This window comes from Sphingomonas aliaeris (assembly GCF_016743815.1).
GTDB lineage: Bacteria > Pseudomonadota > Alphaproteobacteria > Sphingomonadales > Sphingomonadaceae > Sphingomonas > Sphingomonas aliaeris.
This window is the reverse complement of sequence record NZ_CP061035.1, coordinates 112,804-139,339: the sequence shown is the minus strand read 5'-3', so window position 1 is coordinate 139,339 and position 26,536 is coordinate 112,804. Positions and strand designations below refer to the sequence as shown.

17 protein-coding genes and 1 pseudogene are annotated in these 26,536 nt (G+C 64.4%); 10 read left to right on the top strand and 8 right to left on the bottom strand.

From position 1 onward, the window contains the following. Positions 1-103 precede the first annotated feature (103 nt). Together H5J25_RS00585 and H5J25_RS00580 are read right to left on the bottom strand one after the other, a co-directional pair. The gene (locus tag H5J25_RS00585) at positions 104-1,522 is read right to left on the bottom strand and encodes a sensor histidine kinase (RefSeq protein WP_202093792.1); all 1,419 of its coding nucleotides are present in this window, start codon (positions 1,520-1,522) and stop codon (positions 104-106) included. Next, complete coding sequence (locus tag H5J25_RS00580) at positions 1,519-2,184, bottom strand: response regulator (protein ID WP_202093790.1); 666 nt, start codon at positions 2,182-2,184, stop codon at positions 1,519-1,521. The genes H5J25_RS00585 and H5J25_RS00580 overlap by 4 nt, the downstream gene beginning before the upstream one ends. Positions 2,185-2,279: 95 nt before the next feature. Between H5J25_RS00580 and H5J25_RS00575 the strand changes: the two genes are divergently transcribed. The 6 genes from H5J25_RS00575 (at position 2,280) to H5J25_RS00545 (ending at position 9,944) form a co-directional block, all read left to right on the top strand. After that, complete coding sequence (locus H5J25_RS00575; protein WP_202093788.1) at positions 2,280-3,356, top strand: ABC transporter substrate-binding protein; 1,077 nt, start codon at positions 2,280-2,282, stop codon at positions 3,354-3,356. Beyond that, positions 3,353-4,846 carry an OprO/OprP family phosphate-selective porin gene (locus H5J25_RS00570; RefSeq protein ID WP_202093786.1) on the top strand — a complete coding sequence of 498 codons (1,494 nt, stop codon included), beginning with the start codon at positions 3,353-3,355 and terminating at the stop codon, positions 4,844-4,846. Before H5J25_RS00575 ends, H5J25_RS00570 begins: the two co-directional genes overlap by 4 nt. Before the next feature lie 25 nt (positions 4,847-4,871). Next, positions 4,872-6,176: a CitMHS family transporter gene (locus H5J25_RS00565; RefSeq protein ID WP_202093784.1), complete on the top strand. Its 1,305-nt coding sequence runs from the start codon at positions 4,872-4,874 to the stop codon at positions 6,174-6,176. Between the two features lie 28 nt (positions 6,177-6,204). Continuing rightward, entirely contained in the window at positions 6,205-6,858 is a 654-nt protein-coding gene (locus H5J25_RS00560) for an alpha/beta fold hydrolase (RefSeq protein ID WP_202093782.1), read from the top strand. A 1,158-nt stretch (positions 6,859-8,016) separates the two neighbouring features. Continuing rightward, the gene (locus H5J25_RS00550) at positions 8,017-8,397 is read left to right on the top strand and encodes a VOC family protein (RefSeq protein ID WP_202095845.1); all 381 of its coding nucleotides are present in this window, start codon (positions 8,017-8,019) and stop codon (positions 8,395-8,397) included. 707 nt (positions 8,398-9,104) lie between these two features. Beyond that, the gene (locus H5J25_RS00545; protein WP_202093780.1) at positions 9,105-9,944 is read left to right on the top strand and encodes an alpha/beta fold hydrolase; all 840 of its coding nucleotides are present in this window, start codon (positions 9,105-9,107) and stop codon (positions 9,942-9,944) included. Between the two features lie 241 nt (positions 9,945-10,185). Here the strand turns inward: H5J25_RS00545 and H5J25_RS00540 are convergent, their stop codons facing one another. The 5 genes and pseudogenes from H5J25_RS00540 to H5J25_RS00520 form a co-directional block, all read right to left on the bottom strand. Further along, positions 10,186-12,384 carry a xanthine dehydrogenase family protein molybdopterin-binding subunit gene (locus tag H5J25_RS00540; protein WP_202093778.1) on the bottom strand — a complete coding sequence of 733 codons (2,199 nt, stop codon included), beginning with the start codon at positions 12,382-12,384 and terminating at the stop codon, positions 10,186-10,188. Between the two features lie 154 nt (positions 12,385-12,538). Next, positions 12,539-15,752, bottom strand: a pseudogene (locus H5J25_RS00535) (efflux RND transporter permease subunit). Positions 15,753-15,755: 3 nt separating this feature from the next. Beyond that, entirely contained in the window at positions 15,756-16,772 is a 1,017-nt protein-coding gene (locus tag H5J25_RS00530) for an efflux RND transporter periplasmic adaptor subunit (RefSeq protein WP_404829558.1), read from the bottom strand. 129 nt (positions 16,773-16,901) lie between these two features. Next, entirely contained in the window at positions 16,902-18,164 is a 1,263-nt protein-coding gene (locus tag H5J25_RS00525; protein WP_202093776.1) for a TolC family protein, read from the bottom strand. A 56-nt stretch (positions 18,165-18,220) separates the two neighbouring features. Then, on the bottom strand, positions 18,221-18,559 hold the full coding sequence (locus tag H5J25_RS00520; RefSeq protein ID WP_202093774.1) for a hypothetical protein: 339 nt from the start codon (positions 18,557-18,559) through the stop codon (positions 18,221-18,223). 203 nt (positions 18,560-18,762) lie between these two features. On the opposite strand from H5J25_RS00520, the gene H5J25_RS00515 reads away from it, so the two are divergent. Continuing rightward, positions 18,763-19,532, top strand: a protein-coding gene (locus H5J25_RS00515; protein WP_202093772.1) for an IS5 family transposase whose coding sequence is annotated in 2 segments (ribosomal slippage) — positions 18,763-19,111 and positions 19,111-19,532 — 771 coding nt in all. Because the reading frame shifts where the segments join, the coding sequence is not laid out codon by codon here. Between the two features lie 193 nt (positions 19,533-19,725). Here H5J25_RS00515 and H5J25_RS00510 read toward each other — a convergent pair. Continuing rightward, positions 19,726-20,547 carry an SDR family NAD(P)-dependent oxidoreductase gene (locus H5J25_RS00510; RefSeq protein ID WP_202093770.1) on the bottom strand — a complete coding sequence of 274 codons (822 nt, stop codon included), beginning with the start codon at positions 20,545-20,547 and terminating at the stop codon, positions 19,726-19,728. A gap of 290 nt (positions 20,548-20,837) precedes the next feature. Between H5J25_RS00510 and H5J25_RS00505 the strand changes: the two genes are divergently transcribed. From H5J25_RS00505 to H5J25_RS00495, 3 genes are all read left to right on the top strand, one after another. Further along, positions 20,838-22,367, top strand: a complete 1,530-nt coding sequence (locus H5J25_RS00505; protein ID WP_225883253.1) for a GDSL-type esterase/lipase family protein — start codon at positions 20,838-20,840, stop codon at positions 22,365-22,367. After that, positions 22,364-23,431 (top strand): glycoside hydrolase family protein, encoded by a 1,068-nt coding sequence (locus H5J25_RS00500; protein WP_202093765.1) that lies wholly within the window; start codon positions 22,364-22,366, stop codon positions 23,429-23,431. The genes H5J25_RS00505 and H5J25_RS00500 overlap by 4 nt, the downstream gene beginning before the upstream one ends. A 399-nt stretch (positions 23,432-23,830) precedes the next feature. Continuing rightward, positions 23,831-26,521: a TonB-dependent receptor gene (locus tag H5J25_RS00495; protein WP_202093763.1), complete on the top strand. Its 2,691-nt coding sequence runs from the start codon at positions 23,831-23,833 to the stop codon at positions 26,519-26,521. The last annotated feature ends 15 nt before the right edge of the window (positions 26,522-26,536 follow it).

Here is a 26,536-nt window from a genome sequence, read left to right as displayed (position 1 = left end):
TGCGACGTCCCTGCCGGGGAACGCGTGATCATGCCGGCGAAATCGAACCTCTATGGTACTGAGGAGAGTTCTGGTTCAGTTGCTGGCAGGCATTCAATTTGCCTTACCTTGCCGGTCCTACCATTTGGCGCAATTGGGTTGATAGTGCACCCTCTTCCGTTCGGAATCGAAGCCGTACCACCAACCCAGGCGAGGCGTCGTCCAGCGACACCGTCGCGCCCATGCGTACCGCCGCCGAGCGGACGACCGCGAAGCCCAGCCCGCTTCCGTCTATACCGTCCGCGGGCCGGAGCCGGACAAAACGGTCGAATACCCGCTCCCGATCGCCCACGGCGATACCAGGGCCGTCGTCGCGCACCGATAATATCGTCGCGCCGTCTTGGTGTCCCATCGCGACCGTCACCGCGCCACCGCGCCGATTATATCGAATCCCGTTGTCGATGAGGTTGCTCAGTATCTCGACCAGCAACGTACGATGCCCTGTTACCGACACCGCTGTGTCCGGTGCATCGAGCTGCAGTTCGACGCCTGCAGCGATCGCCTCCCCGATGCGACGGCTGATAACCCGGACTGCCACCTCCCGTAGATCGACGCGTTCCAGTGGCGGAGAAACACCTGCTTCTTCCGCACGGGCGAGGGCGAGCAGCTGCACCAAAAGCCTTTCCAGCCGAGCCACGGCCGTAGCGATTTCGTCTAACGCCTCATGCGATCCACGGCGCGCGAGCTCGATCTGTACTTTTAACACCGACAGTGGCGTACGCATCTGATGTGACGCGTCGGCGGTAAAACGACGGGTGCCTGCGGTGGCGGTATCAAGCTGAGCAAGGAGACGGTCGAACGCATCGGCAAGCGGGCGAAGTTCGAACGGAAGCGGTCCCGCATCGATGGGCGACAGGTCAGGTGCGGCGGGGCCTCGACGAGCCTCGACTGCGCCTCGCAATTTTGCGAGCGGGCGGAGGCTCCAACCTAAAGCGGGACGGAGCAGCACGATGGCTATTCCTACAAGAGCCAGCTCTCCGACCAGCAATGCTGTCATTAGACGACGGACGAGGGCCCCGCGTCCGTCAAGCGTTTCGGCGACTTGCACGACGACAGGACGATCGATTGCCGGCAGGGAACGACGCACCTCTGCGATGCGGATCTGCTGCCCACGATACACCGCAAAACGGAAGCGCGGCTGGTCAACCGCCAATTCATTTGGCACCGGCGCAGGCAAATCTTGGTAGCCCGTGAGAAGGTCAGACCCCACCGCAATGCGGTAGTAGACGTTGTCCCGCTCGTTTTTCTCCAGCATACCAAAGGCCGCGGGCGGCAGGTCGAGCGTCACCTCGCCGCGCTCAACCTGTACCGTCTCAGCAATCGCACCCAAGGCGCCTCCAAGCACGCGATCGTTGGTGCGACGAACGACATCGGCGATCAGCGCCGCACCAGCTATTCCCAGCAGTATCGCCACTGCCAGTAGCGGCCCGAGCATCGCAACCAGCAGTCGCGTGCGCAAGGCGATCGAACGGGGCTGCGTCATTCTGGGTCAAGAAGGTAGCCGACCCCGCGGATGGTGCGGATCTGCGGGCCGTCCGGCGCTAGCTTGCCGCGCAGGCGTGTGACGTTGACCTCGATCGCATTCGGTCCGACCGGCTCGTCGTAACCGAATACCTCCGCCAGTAGCAGTTCACGCGCCACCACCTGTCCTGCCCGCGTCGCAAGCGTGTCGAGCACCGCATATTCACGGCGCCGCAGGTCAAGTATCCGGCCGGCAATCTCCGCCTGTCCAGACGAGCGGTTGAGAACCAGTGCGCCTATCGTCACAACCGCCGCTGGATCGCCGCCCCGCCGGCGGCCTAGTGCACGCACTCGCGCCTCCAGTTCGCTGGGTTCGAACGGCTTGCGCAGATAATCATCGGCACCAAGATCCAGCCCGCGCACCCGGTCGTCGAGCGCGTCGCGCGCGGTCAGCATCAGCACCGGCACCTTTTCCCCGCGCCGCCGCAATCGTTCCAGCACGGTGAAGCCGTCGATGTCCGGCAGACCAACGTCGAGTATTAGAAGAGCGTAGGGTTCGCCCGATACTAACGCGAGCGTCTCCTCGCCACTCGCCGTGTGATCCACCGCATGACCGCCCGCGCGCAGCAGCGCTGCGATACTGCGCGCCAGTGCGGCATCGTCCTCCACCATCAGGATACGCATAGACGGATCCGGTGAAAGGTTGCTGACAGGATCGAAGTGTATCTCACAGGCGCAGCTTATCCGATCATAGAAGCGGAAAAGCGAGAGGAGCCGGGATGAGGTCTGTCCTATTTCTGATGGCAGCCGCGCAGGTGGCAGCGCTGCCAGCGCATGCGCAGATGCGGCCGGCGGGATATCCGCGGTCGTACGACACACTGATCGCTGCAGCGCGCACCGAGGGCGGCCTGACGATCTACGGCAATGCAGACCGCGCGGAACTGGTCGGTGTCGTCGCGGCGTTCCGCCGCACCTATCCCGGCATCGCGGTGCGCTATGCCGATCTCGGCTCGCTCGATATCTATCGCCGGCTGGTATCCGAAACGCGCGCCAAACGTCCGTCCGCGGATCTCGTCTGGTCGTCGGCAATGGCGTTGCAGGTCAAGCTGATCAACGACGGCTATGCGCAAAGCTACGCAAGCCCGGAAAAGCCCGCACTGCCTTCGCAGGCGGTGTGGAAGAACATGGGCTACGGCGTCACCGCCGAGCCAATCGGCATCGTCTACAATCGGCGCCTGATCCCAGATGCGTCCATGCCGCGCAGCCATGTCGCGCTGGAGAGAATGCTGCGGGTGCGTCGCGCCGCGTTCACCGGTAAGGTCACAACCTTCGATCCCGCTCGCTCCAATGTCGGTTATCTCTATCTGGCAGAAGACCTTGCGATCACCCGCGATACGCGCGCACTACTGCGCGCCATCGCCGCGACCAAGCCTGTATTGCAGGCGAGAACCGAACCGATGCTTGCCGCCGTCGCCACGGGGAAGCAGGCGATCGCCTATAACGTCATCGGATCGTATGCACTGGAACAGGCAAAGCGCGATCGCCGTCTCGGCGTCGTGCTTCCGACCGACTATACTATTGTGACGTCGCGCATCGCGTTCATCGCTCGCGATGCCCGCGCGCCCGCTAGCGCTAAGCTGTTCCTCGATTTTCTGCTGTCCCGGCGGGGGCAAGTCCTGCTCGCCGCGCGAAGCCTTTGGCCGGTGCGCCTCGACGTTGCCGCTCGCCGCCTGCCAATACCACAATCTCGTCCCATCCGCGTCGGGCCTCAACTGCTCGTCCACCTTGACCGCATCACCCGCCAGCGCTTCCTGCGCGACTGGCAGGCGATCCTTGCCGGAGCTCCCCAGCCATGATCTTGCGTACCGGATGCGCGTTGCTCGCGCTTACCACCGCCACCCCCGCCCTGGCTCAGACTCCGAGCCGGTCCGAGCTTGCCGATCTCGTCCGGGCGCAAGCGGCTGAAATAGCAGCGTTGAAGGCCCGGCTCGACAGGATCGAAAGCGGACAACAGGCGCTCGTCCAAGCCGCGCCCGCGTCTGCGGCCACAGCCTCCAGTACCACCCCGCCGATCCAAGTCGCGCAGGCCAACACCACTCCGCGCACCACAACCCCTTTCGCGCCACAACTCGCGCCCCCCGGTCCCGCTGACCGCAACGTGGCGCAGGCCATTGCTGCGCGCGACAACCCCTCAGGTGTTACAACCGAATGGGGATCGGGCCTGCCCGTCTTCCATTCCGCGGACGGAATCTACACGTTCAAGCCGCGTGGCCGCATCCTTGCCGACGTCAGCAGCACCTTCGGATCGAGGTCCGATGCGCGTAATCTCACCACCACTGGCATGCGCGCACTGCGCCTAGGGCTCGAAGGTGGCGTCGGCCCGCACTTCTTCTACCAGTTCGAGGCAGATTTTTCCGAGAACGAGGTTGATGTCGTTACCGCCTTCATGGGCTGGCGCGACCGGATCAGACCGGGGATCGATTACGACGTGCGCGCCGGCCATCTGTTCAATGATCGCGGATTCGAAGGATCGACAGGGTCGGATTCGACGCCCTTCCTCGAACGCACCACGGTCGCCACTGCAATCATCCCGCAGCGCGGTTTCTACGGCATCGGTATCATGCCGCGCCTGTTCTGGAAGACCGGCCACGCCTCGCTGACAGTCACCGGCGACCGCGTCGATGGTACGCAGACCGTCAGCGACGGACGCACCGTTCTCGGGCGCGCGCATTGGAACCCGATCAAGACCGACGACAGCGTGTTGCACGTGGGTCTGTGGGCTTTCGATGAAAGCTTGTCGCCGGCCGCGACGACGCTGACCCGCAACACGGTGATCGGCGGACGCTTCAATGGCGGACTCCGCGTTTCGACCGGTCCGCTGATCGGCGGGACTGGTACCACGGGCTACGGCGTCGAGCTTGGCGGCTATCGTGGTCCGGCGTGGCTGATGGTCGAAGCCGGCCGCCGCGATGCGCGACTTGACGCCGGACGCCCCGACTTCACCAGCAAGGCGTGGAGCGTATCCAGCGGATTCTTCCTTACCGGAGACTTGCCGCCGTACAATCCGCGTCTTGGCAGTTTCGGCCAGCCGAAGGTGCTTAAACCGACATTCGAGGGTGGTTCCGGCGCAATCGAACTGACGGTGCGCTACGAGAGCATAGACTACACAGACCTCGTTACCGGCGGCGAGGGCTGGGCGGGAACGCTTGGTGTCAACTGGTATCTCAACAGCTTCACGCGGGTGCAGGTGAACGGCATCCACTGGAACACTGACAACCGCACTGGGGCGATTACGGGCAGGGACGACGGCGAGACCGTCAGTGCCCGCGTTGCCGTCACCTTCTGACCCTTACCATCAAGGATATACGCCCATGAATCTGGCGCTGCTCGGCTTCCTGATGGTGGCCACCTTCATGACGCTCATCATGACCAAGCGGATGACCCCGCTAGTTGCGCTGATCGTTATCCCGACGATATTCGGCGTCGTCGCCGGTCAGGCCGCAGGCCTTGGCGATATGATGATCGACGGGATCAAGAACCTCGCGCCGACCGGCGTGATGCTGCTGTTCGCGATCCTGTTCTTCTCGGTCATGACCGATACCGGCCTGTTCGATCCGCTCGTAGGCAAGCTGATCCGCCTGGTGCACGGCGATCCTACCCGTATCCTGCTCGGCACTGTAGTGCTGTGCGCGCTCGTCAGTCTAGATGGAGACGGATCGACGACGTACATCATCACGATCGCCGCGCTGCTGCCCCTTTATAAGCGCTACGGCATGAACCGGCTGTACCTGTGCTGCCTGTTGATGGCGACCAGCGGCATCATGAACCTGACACCCTGGGGTGGGCCAACCGCGCGCGCCGCCAGCGCGCTAAAGCTCGATCCTGCCACGCTGTTCCTGCCGCTGATCCCCGGCATGGTCGCCGGACTAGCCAGCCTGCTCGCCTTGGCGGTGTGGTTCGGCCGCAAGGAGCGCGTCCGCATCGGTGCGGTGCAGGCCCGGGATGAGGCGGAGATCACCGACATGGCTGTCTCTCAATATCCCGAGGCGCGCCGACCAAGGCTGATATGGTTCAACGGTCTGCTGGTTGTCACACTGCTGACTCTTCTGGTGTGGGGCCTGCTACCACTGTCGGTGCTGATGATGATCGCCTTCGCGATTGCGATGATTGTTAACTATCCCGGCGTTGCCGAACAGAAGGAGAGGATCGCCGCGCATGCCGGCAACGTCCTTTCAGTTGTCTCCCTGATCTTCGCCGCGGGCATCTTCACCGGCATCCTCGGTGGCACCGGGATGGTTGAGGCAATGAGCAAAGAGGTCGTTGGCATGATCCCGCCGGTTCTCGGGCCGTACATGGCGCCGATCACCGCGCTGCTCAGCCTGCCGTTCACATTTTTCATCTCCAACGACGCCTTCTACTTCGGGATGCTGCCGATCCTGGCGGAGGCGGGTGCTCATTACGGCGTGTCGCCGATGGCGATCGCCCGCGCGTCGCTTATGGGCCAACCCGTGCATCTGCTCAGCCCACTGGTTCCCTCGACCTATCTGCTGGTCAGCCTGGCGGGGATCGACCTGGCCGACCATCAGCGCTTCACGTTGCTTCCGGCGATTATGGTGTGCGCAGTGATGACGCTGGTAGGCATAATTGCCCTAGCCTTCCCTTTCGTGGCCGGTTGAACGTGCCCCGCCTTTCCGGAGAAGCGACATGACCCGCACGCCGTTGATGCTGCTCCCTGCGATGGGATGCGACGGACAACTCTGGGCTCGGCAGATCATGGATCTGGGCGACGTTGCTGAGCCGGAATTCGGCGACCTTTCTCAGGACGAGACGATCGCTGCGATGGCTTCCCGTGTGCTCGCCGACGCCCCGCCACGGTTCGCCGTCGCGGGCGTCAGCCTTGGCGGTTATGTCGCGCTGGAGGTGTTGCGACAGGCGCCTGAAAGGGTCGTGCGCATCGCGATGTTCGGAACGCGCGCATCTATGGAAGCGCGGACGCGTTCGGTCGCCGATCAGGGCTTGATCGCTACCGCTCCACATGCCGACCCACAGCTTTCAGCGATTGTAAGCGGCCCTGCCCTCGCAATGGCTGAGCGTGTTGGTAAGGTCGTATTCGCGCGGCAACAGCGTGCGTTGCTTGCCCGACCCAACATCGCAGAAGCGATCGCCGCAATTCGGGTTCCAACGTTGGTAGCCGTAGGCGACCGGGATAAAATTTGTTCCTTTGCCGATGCCCGAGACCTCGCGCAACAAATACCTGGAGCACGTTTTTACCTCTTAAAGTCTTGCGGTCATCTATCGCCGATGGAGCGCGCAGGAGAGGTGACGAACCTTCTACGCGAGTGGCTCGTTTCAAGCTAATTGAATGACCCGATTGCGGTCATTCGACGGCATCTATCCCCTCCCCGGAAGCGGAGGCTTGTTCATCTCGGCGGGTACGAACCGTGTGGAGACAGTGAGTCTTCACTGGATGGCCGGTCATTCCCCACGCAGACGATCTGTTGCGGACTCCTGACGCACCGAACTTTGCGGAAAAAACGTCGTTTGCACGTTGGTTTCACAACTGACGGTTGTACGCGTAGAGCTACATGTCTCGGCAAGATCCGTCACCCGATCTCTACCTTTATCGGGGTGTCAGCACGATCGCTCCGTAAGAAAGGCCGCCCTCGAGGTCTGCGTGCGCCCCTCCAGCCTCGGACACGTCGTAAGTGCGCCACACGTCCGGGACGATGGTCCCGGTTTCGACCGCGTCGAACATGGATCGCGCGCGTGTGCGGTATTCCTCGACATCGCCGATGTGCGCTGCCAGTTCGTGCGCTCGCCGGCGCCATCTACGAACACGAGACCTGGCTTCGCGTAAAGCAGGCGGCTCGAGCGCTGGTCATGGGTCGCGTGAACCGCCTTGCCCGCGCCGCTGCCAACGCGGTAAGGGCTGCGATCTGAATGGCGGCGGCGAAACAAGCCGCCAGCGCTTTGCGCGCGACGACTGCCGGCCAAAGCCGAGCAAGGCATTCGTCTATGTAGTGCTAATACATTACCCAGCGTTTCTGGAACGCCAAGGCCTGTACATAGGCCAGACCTCCCGCGACCCGGACTGGAGGTTCGATCGGCACAAGCTTGGATACAAGGCGAGCGGGACGTTCAAAGGTTTGGCGTTCGCCTGCTGCCCGATCCCGTCAGCATCTCAATCCTATGCAGCAATGGGAATCGCTCGAACTCAAGGCGGCGCTGCTCAACATGTTCGGTGAGGTAGGCGTGCCCTGGGTTAAGGGGGTTATTAGACCCAATCGCGGCCGTAAATCCGCCCCTTCATCCAGCCCAGCCTTGAACGCTCGTTCACGATCTCATGCGTTACGTCGTGATCAGCCAAACTTACGCCGAGCAGCGGGTACGCCCGCCGCCGAGTGTTGGCTCGGCATTCGGGGTGGGAATGACTTCCATATCCGGGTTAATGGCATCGACGAGCGTGTTTTAGGCCGCTCGAAATCACGTAGGAGAGAAAACTTGCTGTTCCATACGATGGTAGGATCCAACGACATCGAGCGATCCAAGCGATTCTATAATGCCGTGCTCGGCGCCCTTGGCGCTGGCGAAGCCACGCTGAACGTAGCCGGCAGCGGCCATACCCGCCTATTTTATCGTCATGAGGGGGGGACGAACTTCATCGTTAGCGAGCCGATCAATGATGAACCAGCGACGGTAGCTAACGGCAGCACCGTAGCGTTCTCATGCAACTCGCCCGCGCAGGTCGAACTCTTTCACGATACAGCTATCGCCAACGGCGGCACCTCGATCGAGGATCGACCTGGCCCACGTGAGTCGGCGATGGGAACCATCACTTTGGCCTATGTGCGCGACCCCGACGGCAACAAGCTGTGCGGAATCCACATCCCAGGCTAGGCAGCATCACTCGACGCTGGCGAACGATCGCCGCTACCCTCAGTCTGACAGCGGATCGGCGAAAGCCGGTCCGTTAGGCCCCCTGACCTGACATCCAAGGCCGATGGACAGTAGCTACGAAGCGAACGCTCTTTCAGCCACGCTCGTAGCCGTCGGTTCGGAACTGTCGGCGAGCTGGCGCCGGGGCTAGGATAAATCCTTTTCCACGGCCTCTTTGGCACTCCCTTCGAGTGATCAAGGACTAGTCCTACTGCGCTCTTACGAACAGATTGGCATCCCGGCGCTGGCTGAGTAGCATATGTAACGGGGTCAGTTGTGGGGTAGCGAAGATGCGAAAGGTCCTTGGCTGGGTTGGGCTGCTTCTAGTCGCTCTCATTGGGGCAGGTCTCAGTTTCGGTGTGCTATACCTGTTTGCGCCGCATGCCCCGACCCTCTTCCTAGTCGTTGCCGTTCCACTCTTGGCAGGAGCGGGAGTGGCGTCGGCGTTTGCCCGACTTCTGGCAAGCCGAGCTGGCGTGCGGAAAAAAACAGCTTCTGGTTTCGCCGGCATCCTCGCTGCGCTCCCGCTTGCCAGCCTCTTAACAGCAGTGGTGCTTAGCCCCGAGCTACCCCGCGCGGAACCCGGGATAGACCCTCGTGGTCCCCATCGTAATCTGAAGACGTCCGCTGGGTCCGAGCTTGCATGGTGGTCTTTCTCCCCGACGTCTGTGCGGCACCAGACGCCCGTGGTGTTCCTTGCGGGCGGCCCAGGCACTTTCGTTCGCAACAGGGATTTCGATGTTGCGCAGGGGTTTCGGGATGCCGGGTTCAGGACGATCTTTTATGACCAGGCCGGAAGCGGTGCCTCGGGCAACCTGCCGGTCCAAGATTATACCGTTGCCCGAGCAGTGGAAGACTTGGAGGCCCTACGTGCGGCCTCTGGTGCTGAAAAGATCGTGGTCTGGGGACAGAGCTGGGGAGCCTCGCTTGCCGCGGCCTACGTACGCGCCCACCCCGATCGCGTGGCGGCGACGATCCTCGATTCGCCGGGTGACTTCCCCGGCGAACCGTTGCCGCTGGACTATTCCAAGACCGACACGAACGGCGGGTTCAAGCCGACCCTGCGCGATGCGACCCTGTTCCTGCTGATCAACCATGCGCCTCAGCTTGCTGAACGTTGGCAGAGCCAGGACGAAGCACGGGCAACTCAGCAGGCGCGGGCGTCCCGAACAGAGTTCATCTATGGGTACCAATGCAAGGGCGCCACGACGAAGCTCAAACGGCCGTTGTCTCCAGCTGGCGGCAACCTTTATCCGCAACTCCGACTACAGGCGTCCCTCGAACAGCAACCGAAAGTTACGAAGCCGCTTTCGATGGCGCCCGCGCTGCTGATCCGCGGCTCGTGCGACTACCTGCCGCTTGGCACGGCTGCTCGGTACATGAAGGCCTTTCCGTCGGCGGAGCGACTGGACGTCCCCGGCCGGGGACACGCCTTCTACGGACACAACGATGATCTCCGCGCCATCCTGAACCGTTACGCGTCGACCAAGCTGACTGCTGTTCCATGAGAGCCGGACCATACCTCCATTAGGGACCGCCGACCTTTCCAATATCGATCCAAAAGGTCGCCAAAAGGTTCTCTAGTCCGGTGTCGGCGGGCGTTCAGCCCCAAGCCTCCTGAATCAAAACATCAACCACATACCAAAGCTCGGCGAAAACGGCCTGCGCCAGACCGGCATCGATCGAGCTTGCCGGTCCGTACGGCGTGTGCAGCGGGACAGACTGCAACACTTAAGGCACGTCGCCCAATCAACTTGCCGGCAGTCCGTCCAACAGCTTGTCGAGGGTGATCGGGAAGTCGCGCACCCGAACGCCAGTGGCGTTGTAGACTGCGTTCGCGACGGCCGCACCGGCACCGGATATGCCAAGTTCGCCGACCCCCTTGGCGCCTGCGGGGTTGGCGGAGTCGTCAATCTCCTCGATAAAGTGCACTTCGATTTTCGGCACGTCCGCGTTGGTCGCGACATGATATTCGCCAAAGTCCGGGTTTACGAACCGCCCCGAGCGCGGGTCGACTACGGCATCCTCGCATAGCGCATAGGCGATACCCCAGCCGATCCCGCCGATCAGCTGGCTCGCAGCAGTCTTGCGGTTGAGGACGCGACCTACATCGAACACGCCGAGCATGCGCCGCACGCGCACCTCACCCGTAACTGCGTTGACCGCGACCTCACAAAAGTGCGCGCCGTGACTTGCCTGGCTGGTGCGCTTGCTCTCGGCCCCCGGGCCAGTTTTGCCGTCAGCAACGATCGCCTCACCGCGCACGAGGTCGAGCAGGCTGACCTGTCGGCCGCCGACGCTGACGCAGCCGTCCTTTAGTCTCAGCTCGTCGGGCGCCGAGTTCATCCGCAGCGCAAGTTCAGCCAAGATATCCTCGCACGCGAGAATTGCGGCGGCGCAGGCCGAGCCGGCACCGAACGACCCGCCGGAGCCGGCGCTGGGTGGCAGGTCGGAGTCGCCGATCCGCACCTCGACCGAAGCGAGCGGGAGGCCCAGCATCTCGCCCACCGTCTGTGCCAGAATAGTGTAAGTGCCAGTACCGATGTCGGTCATATCGGTCTCTACTACTGCGCGGCCGTCCGCCGCCAACGTCACCCGCGCCTCAGCGTTGACGGTGAAGTTGCCCCGTAGCGCCGCGGCCATGCCGGTACCGATCAGCCACTCACCCTCGCGCACGGACGCGGCCGGCTGCGGGTCCCAGCCGAACCGGCGCATGCCCTCGTCGTAGCAGTCGAGCAGCCGGCGCGTGCTGAAGGGCTTGCCGTTCAGCGGATCGGTCTCGGGCTCGTTGCGCCTTCTCAGTTCGACGGGATCGAGCCCGAGTTGCTCCGCAAGCTCGTCCATGGCGCATTCGACCGCGAAGGTGCCGACCGCCTCGCCGGGTGCGCGCACTGCGCCCGTGGCGGGCAGGTCGACGCGGACGAGGTCGGTCGTGAACCACCGCGTCTCGCCGGCATAGAGCGGCATCGTGCCGAACGGCACCGGTTCCAGGAATTCGCCATCGTCGTTCTGCGCAGCGATGCTTTCGTGCGCCATCGCGCTGATACGACCATCGGCATCGCAGGCGATACGCAGTCGCTGCACGGTGTCGGATCGGTGGTGGACCATATATGCCGTCTGGCGGCGCGGCAGGGCTATCTTGACCGGCCGCCCAACCCGTTTAGCGGCGATCGCGGCGAGGATGACCTCGGGTCCAACCCCGGTCTTGCCGCCGAAGCCGCCACCGACATAAGGCGCGAGGACACGCACGTTGCCGGGATCGATCCCCAGAACCTGGGCAATCGTCGTGCGCGCCGAGCCGATCACTTGGTTGCTCGACCGCACCGTCAGGCGACCGTCGTCCCACCACACAGTAGACGCGTGCGGCTCGAGCGCGGCGGGAAAGTGGATCGGGGTCGTATAGGTCCGGTCGAAGACGACGGCGGCAGCGGCCAGCGCGGAGTCCAGATCGCCCTTGCGGATTGGCGGCAGGAACCCGATCGCCGGCTTGCGGTCTACCGGCTGAGCGCGCGGGTCGAAGCGGTCCTCGCCCGGCTCCGTGGAGACGCGAACGAGCGCGGCGGCCTCCTGCGCTACGAGCAAGCTTTCGGCGACGACGATCGCGACAGGCTGGCCAACGTGGAAAATGCGGTCTGTTGCCATGGTGGGCATCGCACGGCTGTTCGCCTCGCCCGCTGGCATTCGCGGATCGCCATGGACGACGGCGAGCACGCCCGACATTGCTTCTGCGGCGGTGGCGTCGATCGCGGTGACCCTGCCCGAACCCACGGGCGTTCCGACTATCGCGGCGTAGGAAATGCCATGCGGCGTTCCCTCATAAGCGTAGGGAGCCGAGCCGGTGACCTTCGCCGGCCCGTCGATCCGCTCCAAAGGCTGGCCAAGCAGGCCCTGTTGCGCGTGCGTCAGTCCCACCGGGCGGAACGGCTCGTCCATCATCATCTTGTTCATCGCTACGCTCCCAAGATCATCATATGGGCGGTTACGCTTGAAGTTGCACCCGTAGCATGCGGGAAGTGACGACGGGTGGGTCTGAATCAGCCGGATTAAATCATCACACCGATCAAGCGGTTGCCCGATGGCCGTCCCGGCTACAGACGTCCGTTCAGGAAGCGGGCTTGGCTTCGGGCGGACTTCGCCACCCGCCGAAGCGGGCGTAGAGCGTCGGCAGGACGAACAGAGTCAGCAGCGTCGCCGAGATAAGGCCACCGATGACGACCGTCGCCAGCGGTTTCTGAACCTCCGCGCCCGCACCGTGGCCGAGCGCCATCGGCACGAATCCGAGGCTGGCGACGAGCGCCGTCATCGCGACGGGCCGCAGACGTGCGAGCGCCCCGTCTTGGGCGGCCTGCACCCGGTCCATGCCACGCCCCATCAGGTCGTGGATGGACGACACCATGACCAGCCCGTTGAGCACCGCGATGCCCGACAACGCGATGAAGCCGACGGCGGCGGACACTGAGAACGGCATTCCCCGGAGGACCAGCGCCAGCACGCCGCCGACGAGGGCCAGCGGCACGCTGGTGAAGACGATCACCGCATCGCGCACCGAACCGAGCGCCCCGTAGAGCAGCAGCATGATGACAGCGAAGCAGACGGGAACGACGAGCAGCAGTCTGTCGCGGGCCGAGGCAATGTTCTCGAACTGCCCGCCCCATTCGACGTACGTCCCGGGTGGCATCTTCACCTGCGCGTCGATCGCGGCACGCGCGTCAGCCACGACGCTGGCCACGTCCCGGTCGCGGACGTTCGCCTGAACGACGACGCGGCGTTTGCCGTTCTCTCGGCTGATCTGGTTCGGCCCGTCGACGACCGCGATGTCCGCCACCGTGGACAGCGGCACGAAGCCGCCGGCCGAGGTCGGCACAGGCACCTGCGCCACTTCGGTCAGGTCCGACCGCGATGCCTCGGACAGGCGGATCACCACCGGGAAGCGGCGATCGCCCTCGAAGATCACGCCCGCCTCACGTCCGCCGATTGCGGCCGCAACAGTGTCCTGCACGTCGCCGGCCGTGACTCCGATCCGCGACATCGCCATGCGGTTGGGGCGAATGTCCAGCATCGGCAGTCCTTCGGTCTGCTCGACCCGCACGTCGACCGCACCACGCGTCTTGCGCAGGACGTCGGCGATGCGGTCGGCGGCGTCGTTCATGCCGCCGAAGTCGTCGCCGAACACCTTCACCGCGATGTCGCCGCGGACGCCGGCGATCAGCTCGTTGAAGCGCATCTGGATCGGCTGGGTGATCTCGTAGGCGTTGCCGGGCAGCGTCGAGAGCCTCTTCTCCATTCGCTCCACCAGCGCCTCCTTGCTGAGGCCTGGGTCAGGCCACTCCGAACGCGGCTTCAGGATGACGAAGGTGTCGGTGGCGTTTGGCGGCATCGGGTCCGACGCGATCTCCGATGTACCGGTGCGCGAGAAGGCGAAGCGGACCTCGGGCTGACGCGCCAGCATCTTCTCGACCTGGAACTGCATCTCCTGGCTTTGGTCGACCGAGGTGCCGGGGATGCGGACCGCCTGCACAAGGATGTTACCCTCGTCGAGCTGCGGCAGGAATTCCTGTCCGAGTGTCGTGAACGCGAGCCCGGCGAGAGCGAGCGCACCCAGCGCGACGCCCAGCGTGACGCTCGGCCGCCCCATCGCCTTGCCGAGGCCTGGCTCGTACCGGCGACGCAGCCAGCCGATCATCCGGCTCTCCTTCTCGTTGATCGGTCGGCTAAGCCAGATGGCGATGGCAGCGGGCACGAAGGTCATCGACAGGATGAAGGCGAAGACGAGCGCGATAATGACGGTCAGCGCCATCGGCTCGAACATCTTTCCCTCGACGCCGGTGAAGGTGAGCAGCGGGGCGTAGACGAGGATGATGATCGCCTGACCGTAAACGGACGGACGGATCATCTCGCGCGCCGATGCCGCCACCAGATCGAGGCGTTGCCGGAATGGCAGCGGCTCGCTGCGGCCGTGCTGCGCGTCGCCGAGCCGGCGCAGCGCGTTTTCGACGATGATGACGGCGCCATCGACGATCAGGCCGAAATCGAGCGCGCCGAGGCTCATCAGGTTGGCCGAGACGCCGGCGCGCAACATGCCGACGCTGGTCAGCAGCATCGTAATCGGAATGACGAGCGCCGCGATCAGCGCCGCGCGGAAGTTGCCGAGCAGCGCGAACAGCACGACGATGACGAGCAGCGCCCCCTCCGCGAGGTTGCGCGCGACCGTGGCGATGGTCGAGTTGACCAACTCGGTGCGGTTGAGCACCGGCTTCACCACCACATCGACGGGCAGCGCGCGGCCGATTTCCTTCAACCGTTCGCCGACCCCGGTGGACACCGTGCGGCTGTTCTCGCCGATCCGCATCACCGCCGTGCCGACGACGACCTCGCGCCCGTTCTCGGATGCCGATCCCATGCGCAGTGCCTGTCCTGTGCGGACGGTGGCGATCTGGCTCAGCAGGATCGGCACGCTTTCGCGTGTGGCGATCACGGTCCGCGCCAGCTCGTCGGCATTGCGCACCCGACCATCCGCACGGACGGCCAGCCCCTCGCCGTTGCGGTTGACAACGCCCGCACCGGCGCTGGTGTTGTTGCGCTCGAGCGCTGTGGCGAGATCCTGAAGCGTGATCTTCATCGCCGCCATACGCTGGATGTCGGGGACGACCAGATACTGCTTGGTGTAGCCGCCGAGGCTGTCGACGCCGGCAAGGCCTGCGCTGCTCTTCAGCTGGGGCGTGACGATCCAGTCCTGAACGGTGCGGAGGTAGGTCGCCTTGTCCGCGGCATCGACGAGGTGGTCGCCCTCCGGCGTGATGTAGCTGCCGTCCTTCTGCAGGCCCGGCTCACCGTTGCGGTGGTTGACCTGGTCGAGCTCGCGGTATTCGACCGTCCACATGAAGATGTCGCCAAGCCCGGTGGCGATCGGTCCCATCTGCGGGTTCACGCCCTCGGGCAGGCTCTCCTCCGCCGTACGAAGCCGTTCGGCGACCTGCGCCCTCGCGAAGTAGATGTCGGTCTTCTCGTCAAAAACGGCGGTGATCTGGGCAAAGCCGTTGCGGCTGAGCGAGCGGGTATGTTCGAGACCGGGGATGCCGGCGAGCGCGGTCTCGACGGTGAAGGCGACCTGCTTCTCGATCTGGTCGGGCGAGAAGCGCTGGCGCGACGACGTTGATCTGCACCTGGTTGTTGGTGATGTCGGGGACGGCGTCGATCGGCAGCCGCTGGATGGCGAACATCCCGACGAGTGCCGCGGCGAGCGTCAACAGCAGGACGAGCCAGCGCTTCTCGACGGCGATGGTGACGATTTGGGCCAGGAGGGGACGGGCGAGCATGGCCTAGTCCTCGTCCTTCGCTTCGCCCTTGCCGAGTTCGGCCTTGAGCGTGAACGAGTTGGTCGAGGCGATGCGTTCCTCGCCGGTCAGGCCGGCCGTGACGCTGACCGAACCACCGTTGGTGCGGCCGAGCGTCACGGGTGTCGCCTTGAAGCCCGACGGCGTGCGGACGAAGACATGCGGCTTGTCGCCGATCATCTGCACCGCGGCGGATGGCACGGCCACGCTGCGATCGCGGGTGGCCGGCAGCAACACCGACACGCTGACATTCTCGCCGACGCGCCATGTGCCGCCTGCATTGTCGATGGTCGCGATCACCGGCACCAGGCGGGTGGTCTCATCCAGGATCGGCGAGACGAAGGTGACGCGTCCTTCCTGACGCCGTCCTGCCGACGTGACCTCGACACGCGCGCCCGGCGCGACGCGACCGGCGTCGGCCGGCACCAGCGACATCGTCACCGACACCTTGGCCAGGTTCGCGACCCGGAAAATCTCGGCGTCGGCGGCGATCTGCTGGCCGAGCGTGGCCGAGCGGGCGATCACCTGACCGGAGATGGGCGACCGGACGGTGATGCGGTTGAGCGCCCCACCGCCACCACCGGTGGCCGACAGTTGCTGACGGGCGAGACGCAGCGCGATGTTCGCCTCGGTCGCGGCGGTGCGGGCGGCGATCAGGTCCTGCTCGGGCGACACGCGTTCTGCGAACAGGCGCTGCTCGCGACGCAGGTTCGACTGGGCCAGGGTGGAGCGGGCGCGGGCGGCTTCCACCTCGGCATTTAGGCTCGCGGCCTCCCGGCTCTCGATGATGGCGAGCGTATCACCGCGCCGGACCGGCTGGCCGAGATTGCGCGTCAGCGAGACGAGGCGGCCCCCGATGGCGGCCGAGACCACCTGCACGGCCTGCGGGTCGCCCTCGATGGTCGCGGGGAGCTCGATCGCGCCGGCGACGCCGCCGACGGTCGGGCGGGTGACCTCGATGCCTGCGTCGGCGATCTGCTGCGCCGAGAGCGTAGCGGTCATCGGATCGCCGGCAGCGGCCCCCTTTGGTTTCCCCCGCTTCGCCGGTGCTTTCCATAGGCTCCGCCGACCGGCCACAGCCGGATACGGCAAGAGCCAGAACCGCCGGCATGGCGGCCTTCATGATGCGATTCATCGTTGATCGTCCTTGGAGAGCGGCGCGGCCGTAGTCAGCCGTTCCAAACGGGCCTGCGCATCGTGATAGGCGGCCAGCGCGTCGATCGTGGCCGTACGGGTTTCGAGCAGCGTGCGTTCGGCATCGAGCAGGTCGAGCTGCCCGAACTTTCCTTCGCGGTAGCCGATGCGGGCGATGCGAGCGGCTTCGGTCGCCGCGGCGAGCGCCGGCCCGGCTGCGTTGCGCGCCGTGGTGGCGGCGTTCTCGGCCTCCGCCTGCGCGTTCACCATGTCCTGTGCCGCGTCGAGCAGCGCGACCCTCCGCTGTGCATCCGACTGCTCGCGCTGCGCTTCGGCGACGGCGATGCTGGCGCGACCGTTGTTGAATACGTTGAGCGGGATGGAGACGCCGAACACCGCAGCGATGTCGTTGGTCTGCTCAAGTCGCCGCGCGCTGGCGCTGACCGTGACGTCGGGCACCCGCTGGCTGCGTGCCAGACGTACCTGCGCGCTTGCCGTATCGAGGTCGGCGCGCGCCGCTGCGACCGTCAGGGTCCCGGACGCCGCCATCGGTCGCAAAGTGCCAGCCGAAGGCACCGCGTCGAACCAGCTGCGATCGAGCTGTCCCACCGGCATGTCGAGCAGCCGCGCAAGATTGCCGGACGCAGCTTCGGCCGACCGTCGCGCTCGCTCGACCGCCCCTTCGGCGGAAATGCGAGCGACGTCCGCGCGCTGCTCCTCGAGCGGCGATGCGCGGCCGGCCCGCACCCGCACGCGGGCGGCACGCAGCACTTCGGCCGCGATGCCTACCTGATCCTCCGCGATGATGACCCGACGCTGGGCGGCGGCGGCGGCGTTGTAGGTCTGTGTCACCCGAAGCCGCAGGTCGGCACGCGCGATCTCGGCCTGAAGACCGGCACGTCCGATCTGCGCCTCGGCAACGGCGATGCGGGCGCCGCGCTTCCCGCCGAGCTCCAGCGGCAGCGCAAGGCCGAGCGTCGTCTCCGACGATCTGAGCCCCTGATATATGCCGGTGCCCGCGACGTTCTCCGCCTCGCCGACGATAGACGGGTTGGGTCGAAGGCCGGCGACGCGACGCTGCGCCTCGGCGGCACGGATGCCGGCCGCTGCTGCGTCCTGGAATGGCGACGACGCGCCCGCCCTGTCGAGCGCCTCGGCGAGCGTAAGAACCGGCGCTGGTGCGGCGGTTCGGTCGGTCTGGGCCTGCAGCGACGATGCGCAGGCGCCTGCGGCCAGGACGGCCGCGACGATGCGATGCATGAATTGCTCCTGAGATAGTGTCCCGGACGCGCATCCGCGCGTGCTCGATCGACGCGTCAGGCGTGCGGAGGCCGGAGATCCGCTTCGGTGTCGTGCCCGCTAAGCGCCCGGCTGAGATCAGCTGGCGGCAAGGTCGATGCCGCGAGGATCGGGGTCGTCGTCGTCTCTTCGATCGGCGTGTTCGCGTGGTGCTCGTGGCAGCTCGCATGGTGATGCGGAAAGCCGTTGTCCGCGTCGGCGGCGACCTCGTCGCCGTCACCCGGTGCGTGGGCATTCATCTCTGCCGTGCTTATCTCGACGCCGCCTGCTTCCGCAGCATGGGCCATGCCGGCCCATGTCGTGAGGACCAGCAGCAGGCACGCCAAAAGGGCACGAGCTTGCGCATAGGTTCTCATACCATTGAGGAGGCGCGACGTAACCCTACTTGCTCGATCTGCGGGAAACAGCCCAAAAAGACGCACATTCGGTCGTTCGAGGTGACACAGCCGCTACTCAGAAGCGGACATTCATTCATAGCATCTCAGCAATGAGGTCGTAGGGTCAGGACTCATTGATGTGAGAGGCGCGATCTGATTCAGGCTCCGCAAGGAGACCGTGGATGAGCGACCTGTACTGGCTGACGGATGAGCAGATGGCTCGTCTGCAGCCGTACTTTCCCAAGAGCCACGGCAAGCCGCGGGTGGACGACCGGCGGGTGCTCAGCGGCATCGTCTTCGTCAATCGCAACGGACTGCGCTTGTGTGATGCACCGAGCGCGTATGGTCCGCACAAGCCTGTCTCGAGCGCAGTCGAGAGGACGCTCTACAATCGCTGGAAGCGGTGGGGCGAGAGGGGTGTTTTCCTGCGCATGATGGAGGGGCTTGCGGCAGCGGAAGCCGTACCGAAAACGGTCATGATCGACGCGACTTACCTGAAGGCACGCCGCACGGCATCGAGCCTGCGGGTTAAAAAGGGGGCCTTGGACGGCTGATCGGTCGCACCAAAGGCGGCATGAACACCAAGCTTCACGCCGTCAGTGATGCGGACGGGCGGCCCTTGAGCTTCTTCATGACCGCCGGGCAGGTCAGCGACTACACCGGCGCGGCAGCGCTGCTCGACGATCTGCCCAAGGCACAGTGGCTGCTCGGCGACCGAGGGTATGACGCGGACTGGTTCAGGGACGCCCTGGAAGCCAAAGGCATTCAGCCCTGCATCCCAGGTCGGAAATCGCGCAACGAGCCGGTCCAATACAACAAGCGCCGGAGCCGCATCGAGATCATGTTCGGCAGGCTGAAGGACTGGCGCCGCGTCGCCACTCGCTACGACCGATGCCCAACCGTCTTCTTCTCTGCCGTCGCCCTCGCGGCTACCGTCATCTTCTGGCTATGACCAATGAGTCCTGACTCTAGGCACGATGCACGGCGTTGCTTGAAAGATACTGGGCATCACGCGTCACCTCCGCGGCAACGGGGCTGCCGGCGTCGGAATTCGTCGGGGTACTTTTCGAGGTATTTGCCCGAACACCCGGCTTACCAACCTATGAATTTGCAGGGTAAGCTGGCCTTCCGACCCCCACCAGACCTCACCGCTCGGCCATGTAGCGGGCGAAGCGGTCCTTCCAGTCGGGATGCCAGCGTGACAAGGCCGGCCTGTTCTCCACGATGTCGCCCGCAGCCCAAAGGATACGCTTGTGATCCTGTGCGGTGGTCGTCTCGTTGTCGGGGCAGAGGATGTAGAAATCGCCCGCGGCGATGCCTGTTAGCATATGGTCGACGACCTGCTTCGCCGACCATGCCCCCGCGGGCTTTTCGTCGGAGCGCGCTGTCATCCCGGTATAGGTGAAGCCGGGTATCAGCAGGTGCGCGGTGATCCGGCCGCCGGCATGCGACCGCAACGTATGCGCAAGGCCTTCCGTCAGCGCCTTCACCCCGGCCTTGCTGACGTTGTAGGCGGTGTTGCCGGGGGGCTGCGTGATGCCCTGTTTCGATCCGGTGTTGATGACGACGCCCGGCGCGTCGGAGGCCAGCATCGCCGGAACGAACGCCTGCACACCGTGGACCACGCCCATCAGATTGACGCCGAGGACCGCATCCCAATCGGCGGACGGGGCGAGCACGTCGCCCCCGGCGCCGATGCCGGCATTATTCATCAGGACCGATACCGTTCCGTGCCGCTGTCCGATCGTCGCGGCGAGCGTATCGAACGCTTTCCGGTCCGACACGTCGCACGTCATCGGGAACGCGAGGTCGCCGATCTCCAAGGCGGCCCGCATCGTCGCATCGTCCGATCGGTCCACCACGACGACGCGCATGCCCGCTGCGGCAAACGCCTTGGCAGCTTCCAGTCCGATCCCGCTCGCGGCGCCGGTGACGACGGCGAGATTGTCGCGTTCGATGGCGGTCATCGGGCAATGCTTTCGGACGGCGTGGCTTGTGGTGCGGACATGATCGGGTTCCCGGCGACATCGTGGATCAGACAGCCTTAGGAAGGCCGATGGGCGTGAATGTGCAACGTGAAGACTGCAACGGTCGATCCCTGTTTTCGTGCAAAAATGCGCCTCAGCGCCCCACAGGCCCCTGAATGCATTCGTGAATATACTTGGCCGGCTAGCCAAGCCCGCTTAGCGGCCGTATTCACAGGAAAACATCTCATTCCTCTGCGGACAAGGATGCTATGGAGAGTGATCGTAATCCCGTGGTTCGCCTGATCCACCGCGCCGGTATCTGGCGGCGGGTCATGCAGGCCTTCGTGCTGGCCGGTGCAGTGTGGCAGGCGGCGCCTGCGGCCGCTTCGCCCGCCGCTCCGGCGATGTGCGAGAGCGGCGGCACGGTGGCCGCGACCGACCGGCTGAACGAGCCGTGGTGGGCAAAGCGCCACGCCGGCGTGCTCGCGCGGATCGTCAGGGGCCCGAACCCGGACGTCATCCTGATCGGCGATTCGATCACGCATAACTATGACAAGATGATCCTGCCGGACGAGCATTTCAGCCGGACGTGGGACCGCTTTTATGCGCCGCGCCACGCGATCAACCTCGGGTCCGGCGGCGATACCACGTCGAACGTCCTGTGGCGCCTGCGACATGGCGAGCTGGACGGCGTCTCGCCCAAGGTGGCGCTGCTGCTTGTCGGCACCAACGACACGGCACGCAATCGCACCGCGGCGCAGACCGTGTGCGGGATACAGGCGATCATCGGCGAGCTGGCGACACGGCATCCGACCACGCGCGTCCTGCTGCTGGGCATATTGCCGAGCGAGGGGCCGGCGCAAAAGGTCGCCACCGATCGGGCCGTCAACGCTATGCTGGCCGCGCTGTATGCCGAGGATCCGCGCGTCACCTATCTGGATGTGGGAACGATCTTCCTGCGTCCGGACGGCAGCCTCGACACCTCGATGTTCTACGACCCCCGCCTGCCCGGCCCGAAGCGCGATGCGGTGCATCCGGACACGTTCGGTCAGGCGCGTATGGCGGCGGCGGTCGAACCGACGCTGGCCAGGCTGCTGCAGGAGCCTCCAAGGGTGCCGCTGGCTCGATTGTCCGAGGCGAACAGCGCGATCATTCCCCTGCCGAGGCTCGAGCAGGATTCGTACGACTGGTACGAGCGCCACCGCGCGGTGCTGGCGCTGAACGACACGATGCGGCCGCGCGTGGTCATGATCGGGGATTCGATCACGCATTTCTGGGCGGGTCAGCCGGACTCCGCGCGCCGGAACGGGCCGATCGCGTGGCAGAAGCTGTTCGGCCGGATGCCGGTGCTCAATCTCGGTTTCGGCTGGGACCGCACGCAGAACGTGTTGTGGCGCCTTCGCCAGGGCGAGATGCGCGGGACTGCCCCACGCGACGTGGTTATCAACATCGGTACGAACAATCTGGTCGGGACGGAGAATGCGCGCGCGAACACGCCTGCCGAAGTGGTGGCCGGGATCGACGCGATCGTCCGCGCGGTGCGCGAAGTCAGTCCAGCGAGCCGGATCACGGTAATGGCGATCTTCCCGCGCGGCACGGCGGCGACGGATCCGCACCGCGCGCCCATCGTCGAGACGAACCGACTGATCGCCGCGCACTTCGCGGCCGATCGTACGGTGCGGTATCTGGATATCGGCGCGCGCTTCCTCGATCGGAATGGCAGCCTGATCCCCGGCATGATGATCGACGGAACGCACCCCGGGGAACGTGGATATGCGGTCTGGGCTCAGGCACTTTCACAGGCAGGAGTAGGTCGATGACCTTGCAATCGGTATCGCGGCGGGCGTTGATCGGCGGAGGAATGGGCCTGGTCGGCGGTTCGATCGCCAGCCGCGCCTTCGCGAGTCCATCAGCAGACCGGTTTGCGGCGCTGAGGACGCCCTACAAATTCAACCGGCTCGTGCTCGGGGGATCGAAAGTACCCGGCTCGTTCGACGAGAAGGCGGTGGATTGCCCGTTCGTCTTTTCGCACGGAGGGCGCTTCTATCTGACCTATGTCGGGTTCGACGGCATCGGGTATCAGACCGGGATCGCGGTCTCCGACGATCTCATCCACTGGGAACGGCAGGGCGTTATGCTTGCGCGCGACCCGAGCGACCCCGTCACCCGGTACAACGTCGCCGCCGCATCGATATTGCGCGAAACGGAATTGTATTCGCCGGGCCGGCTGATCAAGGTCGGTGGCCGCTATGTCTGTGCCTGGCATGCCTATCCCAGCGCGGGATACGAACAGGGTGCGGCGGTGATCGGTCTAGCCTTCAGTACCGATCTGAAGACCTGGCACCGCGGACCGCCGATCCTTCGACCCGAAGACGGCGCAGAGTGGGAGCGCGGCGGCTTGTACAAGCCGTATCTCGTCAAACATCGCGACACGTTCTACCTTTATTACAACGCGAAGACCGCGGAGAAGACTTGGCACGAACAGACCGGCGTTGCGACGTCCCGCGACCTGGTGACGTGGCAGCGACATGCGGGAAATCCGCTGATTGCCAACGGTGCGCCGGGCACGCCGGATGCGCGCTTCGCCAGCGATCCGTTCGTGGCGACGCACCGGGGCGAGTGGGCGATGTACTATTTCGGGCTGGGCACCGACGGCAAGGCGCGCGAACTCGTCGCTACCGGCCCCGACCCGTTGCACTTCCGCAAAACGAATGAGGTGTTAATCGACGTGGGGCCGAAGGGCTCGATCGACGACGACTATGCGCACAAACCCGCGCTCGTCTCCCACAGGGGTGACCTGTACCATTTCTACTGCGCGGTCGGCGGCCCTTATCCGGATGAGGTCCGCGGCATCTCCGTCGCGCTGTCGCGGCCCTGGGCCTGATGTTCGTGCCGAAAGCCTAACGGCAGCCGGTCCGCCGCCCCCTCCCCGGCACCGTACTTTCTGTCCGCACTCGTCCACCGGAAGGAGTGCGGCCGCGTCCTGTGAATATGATAATAATATGATTGATATTCATATGGGGACGGATTATTCACAGGGGAACAACAAATTCAGGAGATGGATCTGACAGCCGAGCTGATTCGAGCCCGCAGTGCGCGGCATGAACGGACACCCGCCAGCTGATCGATCTGGCGAGGTAGTTTGGTCCTCACGGATCATCCGAACGTCCGTCAGGATTAATTTGGGCGTGGCGCAATGTTTCCGGATCGATCTCCGATCCAGTTGAATGACCGAAAATTTCTAACCGATAAAACAAAACAACATGTCTGGAGGGACGTTCTGATGCGTGCACTATATTTCATGTCCAGCACTGCGGTCCTGGCTTTGCTTGCCGCACCGGCAGCAGCGCAGCAGGCCAGCCCTGCCCCGACCGCACCGGCGGACGGCACGGCGCCGAACACCGACGAAAGCGGGAATGAGGAGATCGTCGTAACGGACGTCCGCGCGAGCCTTCGCTCCGCCGCCGAGGTCAAGCGCAATGCGACGACGATCGTCGACTCGATCGTCGCCGAAGACATCGGCAAGCTCCCCGACAACAACGCGACGGAAGCGCTGCAGCGTGTGACCGGCGTGCAGGTTTCGCGCGATCTCGGGGAAGGCGGATCGATCGCCATTCGCGGTTTGCCGCAAGTTGAAACAACGCTGAACGGTCGCGAGACCTTCACGGCCGGCGGCGGGCGTACCTTCAACCTGCAGGATTTCCCTGCCGAACTTATCTCGCGGATCGACGTCTACAAGGCGTCGCAGGCGGATCTGATCGAGGGCGGCCTCGGCGGCCTTGTCGATCTCCAGACACGGCGTCCGCTCGACCTGCCCGGGTTCACCATCGGTGCATCCGCGCGTGCCCTCTATGCGGACTCGGTCAAGAAGACGACGCCGACCGGTTCGCTGTTCGTATCGAACAAATGGGATACCGGCATCGGCCAGATCGGGCTGCTCGGCAGCTTCAGTTACCAGGATCGCAAATATCGCCAGGACATCGACAGCACGGGCGCGCCCACGCCGCGCAGCGACCTGATCCCCGGACAGACCGTGTTCGCACCGAACGGCCTGAATCAGATCATCGTGGTCGGCGAGCGTCAGCGCATCGGCGCGAATGCCGCGCTGCAGTGGCGCCCGGCACCGAACCTGGAATTCACGCTGGAAGGGCAGTATCAGCGCTTCAAGACCACGCAACAGCAGTACAACGCCAACATCCCAACGGCTGGCATCGCGGCGGTGGCAGGCAGCACCACGCTGTTCCCGAACACGCAGGATGCGTCCTCGGTCACCTATATCAACCCGCGCCTGACCGCCGCCGGCACCGAGCGGGACACGCTGGACGAAAACAAGTCGATCGCGTTGAACGCGAAATGGCATTCCGGGCCAATCCGGCTGAGCGGCGACGTGGCCTATACCAAGTCGCGCAATGACCTGTTCTACACCGAACTGGATCTGGCCACGAACATCCCGTCGTTCACGCAGAACATCGCAACGAACCCGCCATCATCATCCAGCGGCACGTATGACCTTTCCAATCTTGCGAATTACACGGTCGCCGCGCTGACGCGGAACGAGAACCATTACAAAGGCGACGAACTCGCGACCCGCGTGGACGGCGAATATGATTTCGACGGCGGCTTCCTGAAATCGATCCAGATTGGCTACCGCTATTCCGATCGCACGATCGCGCAGGTCAATCCGCTCCGCTACACCGGACAGACGACGTCGACCAATCCGGCATCCTATACCAACCTGTTCCAGCCCAACGCCTTCAACGACTTCTACACGAGAAGCGGAGCCAACGTCGATTTCCAGCGTAATTTCCCCTATGCGATCGCGTCGCGACTGAAGGACGACTTTGCAGGCGTGCTCAACCAGCTTGGCCTGGTTGGAACGCTCGCGCCGTCGGTCCTGTCGGTGAACAGCCAGCTGGCTGCTTTCGACGCAGTAGAGAAGAGCCATGCCGCCTACGCGTTGGCCAAATTCGACTTCGTGCTCGGCGTGCCGATCGACGGCAATATCGGCGTCCGGTACGTTCACACCAACGATCTGATCCGCGGCAACCAGCGGCGCACAGAGTTGGTGGGTGGCGTAATTACTCCGATCGTACCGACGATCATCGAGACCGTGGCGGTCCGCAACAGCTATGACAATTGGCTGCCGAGTGCGAACGTTCGCGCGCACCTGACCGACAAGCTGCAGCTTCGTCTGGCTGCGTCGAAAACGCTGACCCGCCCGGATTTCAGCCAGCTATCCCCGGCGCTGACCGTCGTTCCAGGCCAGCTTGCGGCGAGCCAGGGTAACCCGAACCTGAGCCCGATCACGTCCAAGAACGCGGACATCTCGCTGGAATGGTACGTCAACAAATCGACGTCGCTCTATGCGGCCGCCTTCTACAAACGCGTCAACGGGTTCATCTTCACCCGGTCCACGCCGAACGTCACGATCGGCGGGCTGAGTGGCTACACACTGTCGCAACCGCTGAATGCCGGCGTGGGCACCGTGAAGGGCGCCGAGCTTGGGTACCAGCAGTTCTTCGATTTCCTGCCGGGCGCGCTGTCGGGGATCGGTATCCAGGCGAACGCGACCTACACGTCGAGCAAGGCGCCCACTTCGCTCGCCGGATTCGTCGCACCGCTGCCGCAGCTATCGAAGTACAGCTACAACGTCGCCGGTATCTACGAGAAGTTCGGCATCACCGCGAAGGTCGCCTATAACTACCGCTCGAGCTTCCTGTCCTCGATCCTCGCGGGCGCCTACACCCCGCCGGGCGGTACGACGCAATCCTATACTTTCCCCGTGATGACCAAGGGCTATGGCTGGCTGGACGCGTCGTTGAGCTATGACCTCACCAAGAACGTGACCCTGACCGTCGATGGGCAGAACCTGCTGCGGACGCAGATCCAGCAATATTATCAGAACGAAACCCGGCCGGGCCAGTTCACGATCGACGACCGGCAGTTCATGGCCGGTGTCCGCGTGAAGTTCTGATCATGAGGACGAGAG

Excerpts from the sequence above, each read along its gene's own strand:
- H5J25_RS00560 (WP_202093782.1), top strand. The coding sequence starts at position 6,205 with ATGACCCGCACGCCGTTGATGCTGCTCCCTGCGATGGGATGCGACGGA.
- H5J25_RS00570 (WP_202093786.1), top strand. The coding sequence starts at position 3,353 with ATGATCTTGCGTACCGGATGCGCGTTGCTCGCGCTTACCACCGCCACC.
- H5J25_RS00565 (WP_202093784.1), top strand. The coding sequence starts at position 4,872 with ATGAATCTGGCGCTGCTCGGCTTCCTGATGGTGGCCACCTTCATGACG.
- H5J25_RS00495 (WP_202093763.1), top strand. The coding sequence starts at position 23,831 with ATGCGTGCACTATATTTCATGTCCAGCACTGCGGTCCTGGCTTTGCTT.
- H5J25_RS00510 (WP_202093770.1), bottom strand. The coding sequence starts at position 20,547 with ATGACCGCCATCGAACGCGACAATCTCGCCGTCGTCACCGGCGCCGCG.
- H5J25_RS00540 (WP_202093778.1), bottom strand. The coding sequence starts at position 12,384 with ATGAACAAGATGATGATGGACGAGCCGTTCCGCCCGGTGGGACTGACG.
- H5J25_RS00580 (WP_202093790.1), bottom strand. The coding sequence starts at position 2,184 with ATGCGTATCCTGATGGTGGAGGACGATGCCGCACTGGCGCGCAGTATC.
- H5J25_RS00500 (WP_202093765.1), top strand. The coding sequence starts at position 22,364 with ATGACCTTGCAATCGGTATCGCGGCGGGCGTTGATCGGCGGAGGAATG.
- H5J25_RS00575 (WP_202093788.1), top strand. The coding sequence starts at position 2,280 with ATGAGGTCTGTCCTATTTCTGATGGCAGCCGCGCAGGTGGCAGCGCTG.
- H5J25_RS00520 (WP_202093774.1), bottom strand. The coding sequence starts at position 18,559 with ATGAGAACCTATGCGCAAGCTCGTGCCCTTTTGGCGTGCCTGCTGCTG.
- H5J25_RS00550 (WP_202095845.1), top strand. The coding sequence starts at position 8,017 with ATGGTAGGATCCAACGACATCGAGCGATCCAAGCGATTCTATAATGCC.
- H5J25_RS00530 (WP_404829558.1), bottom strand. The coding sequence starts at position 16,772 with ATGACCGCTACGCTCTCGGCGCAGCAGATCGCCGACGCAGGCATCGAG.
- H5J25_RS00585 (WP_202093792.1), bottom strand. The coding sequence starts at position 1,522 with ATGACGCAGCCCCGTTCGATCGCCTTGCGCACGCGACTGCTGGTTGCG.
- H5J25_RS00525 (WP_202093776.1), bottom strand. The coding sequence starts at position 18,164 with ATGCATCGCATCGTCGCGGCCGTCCTGGCCGCAGGCGCCTGCGCATCG.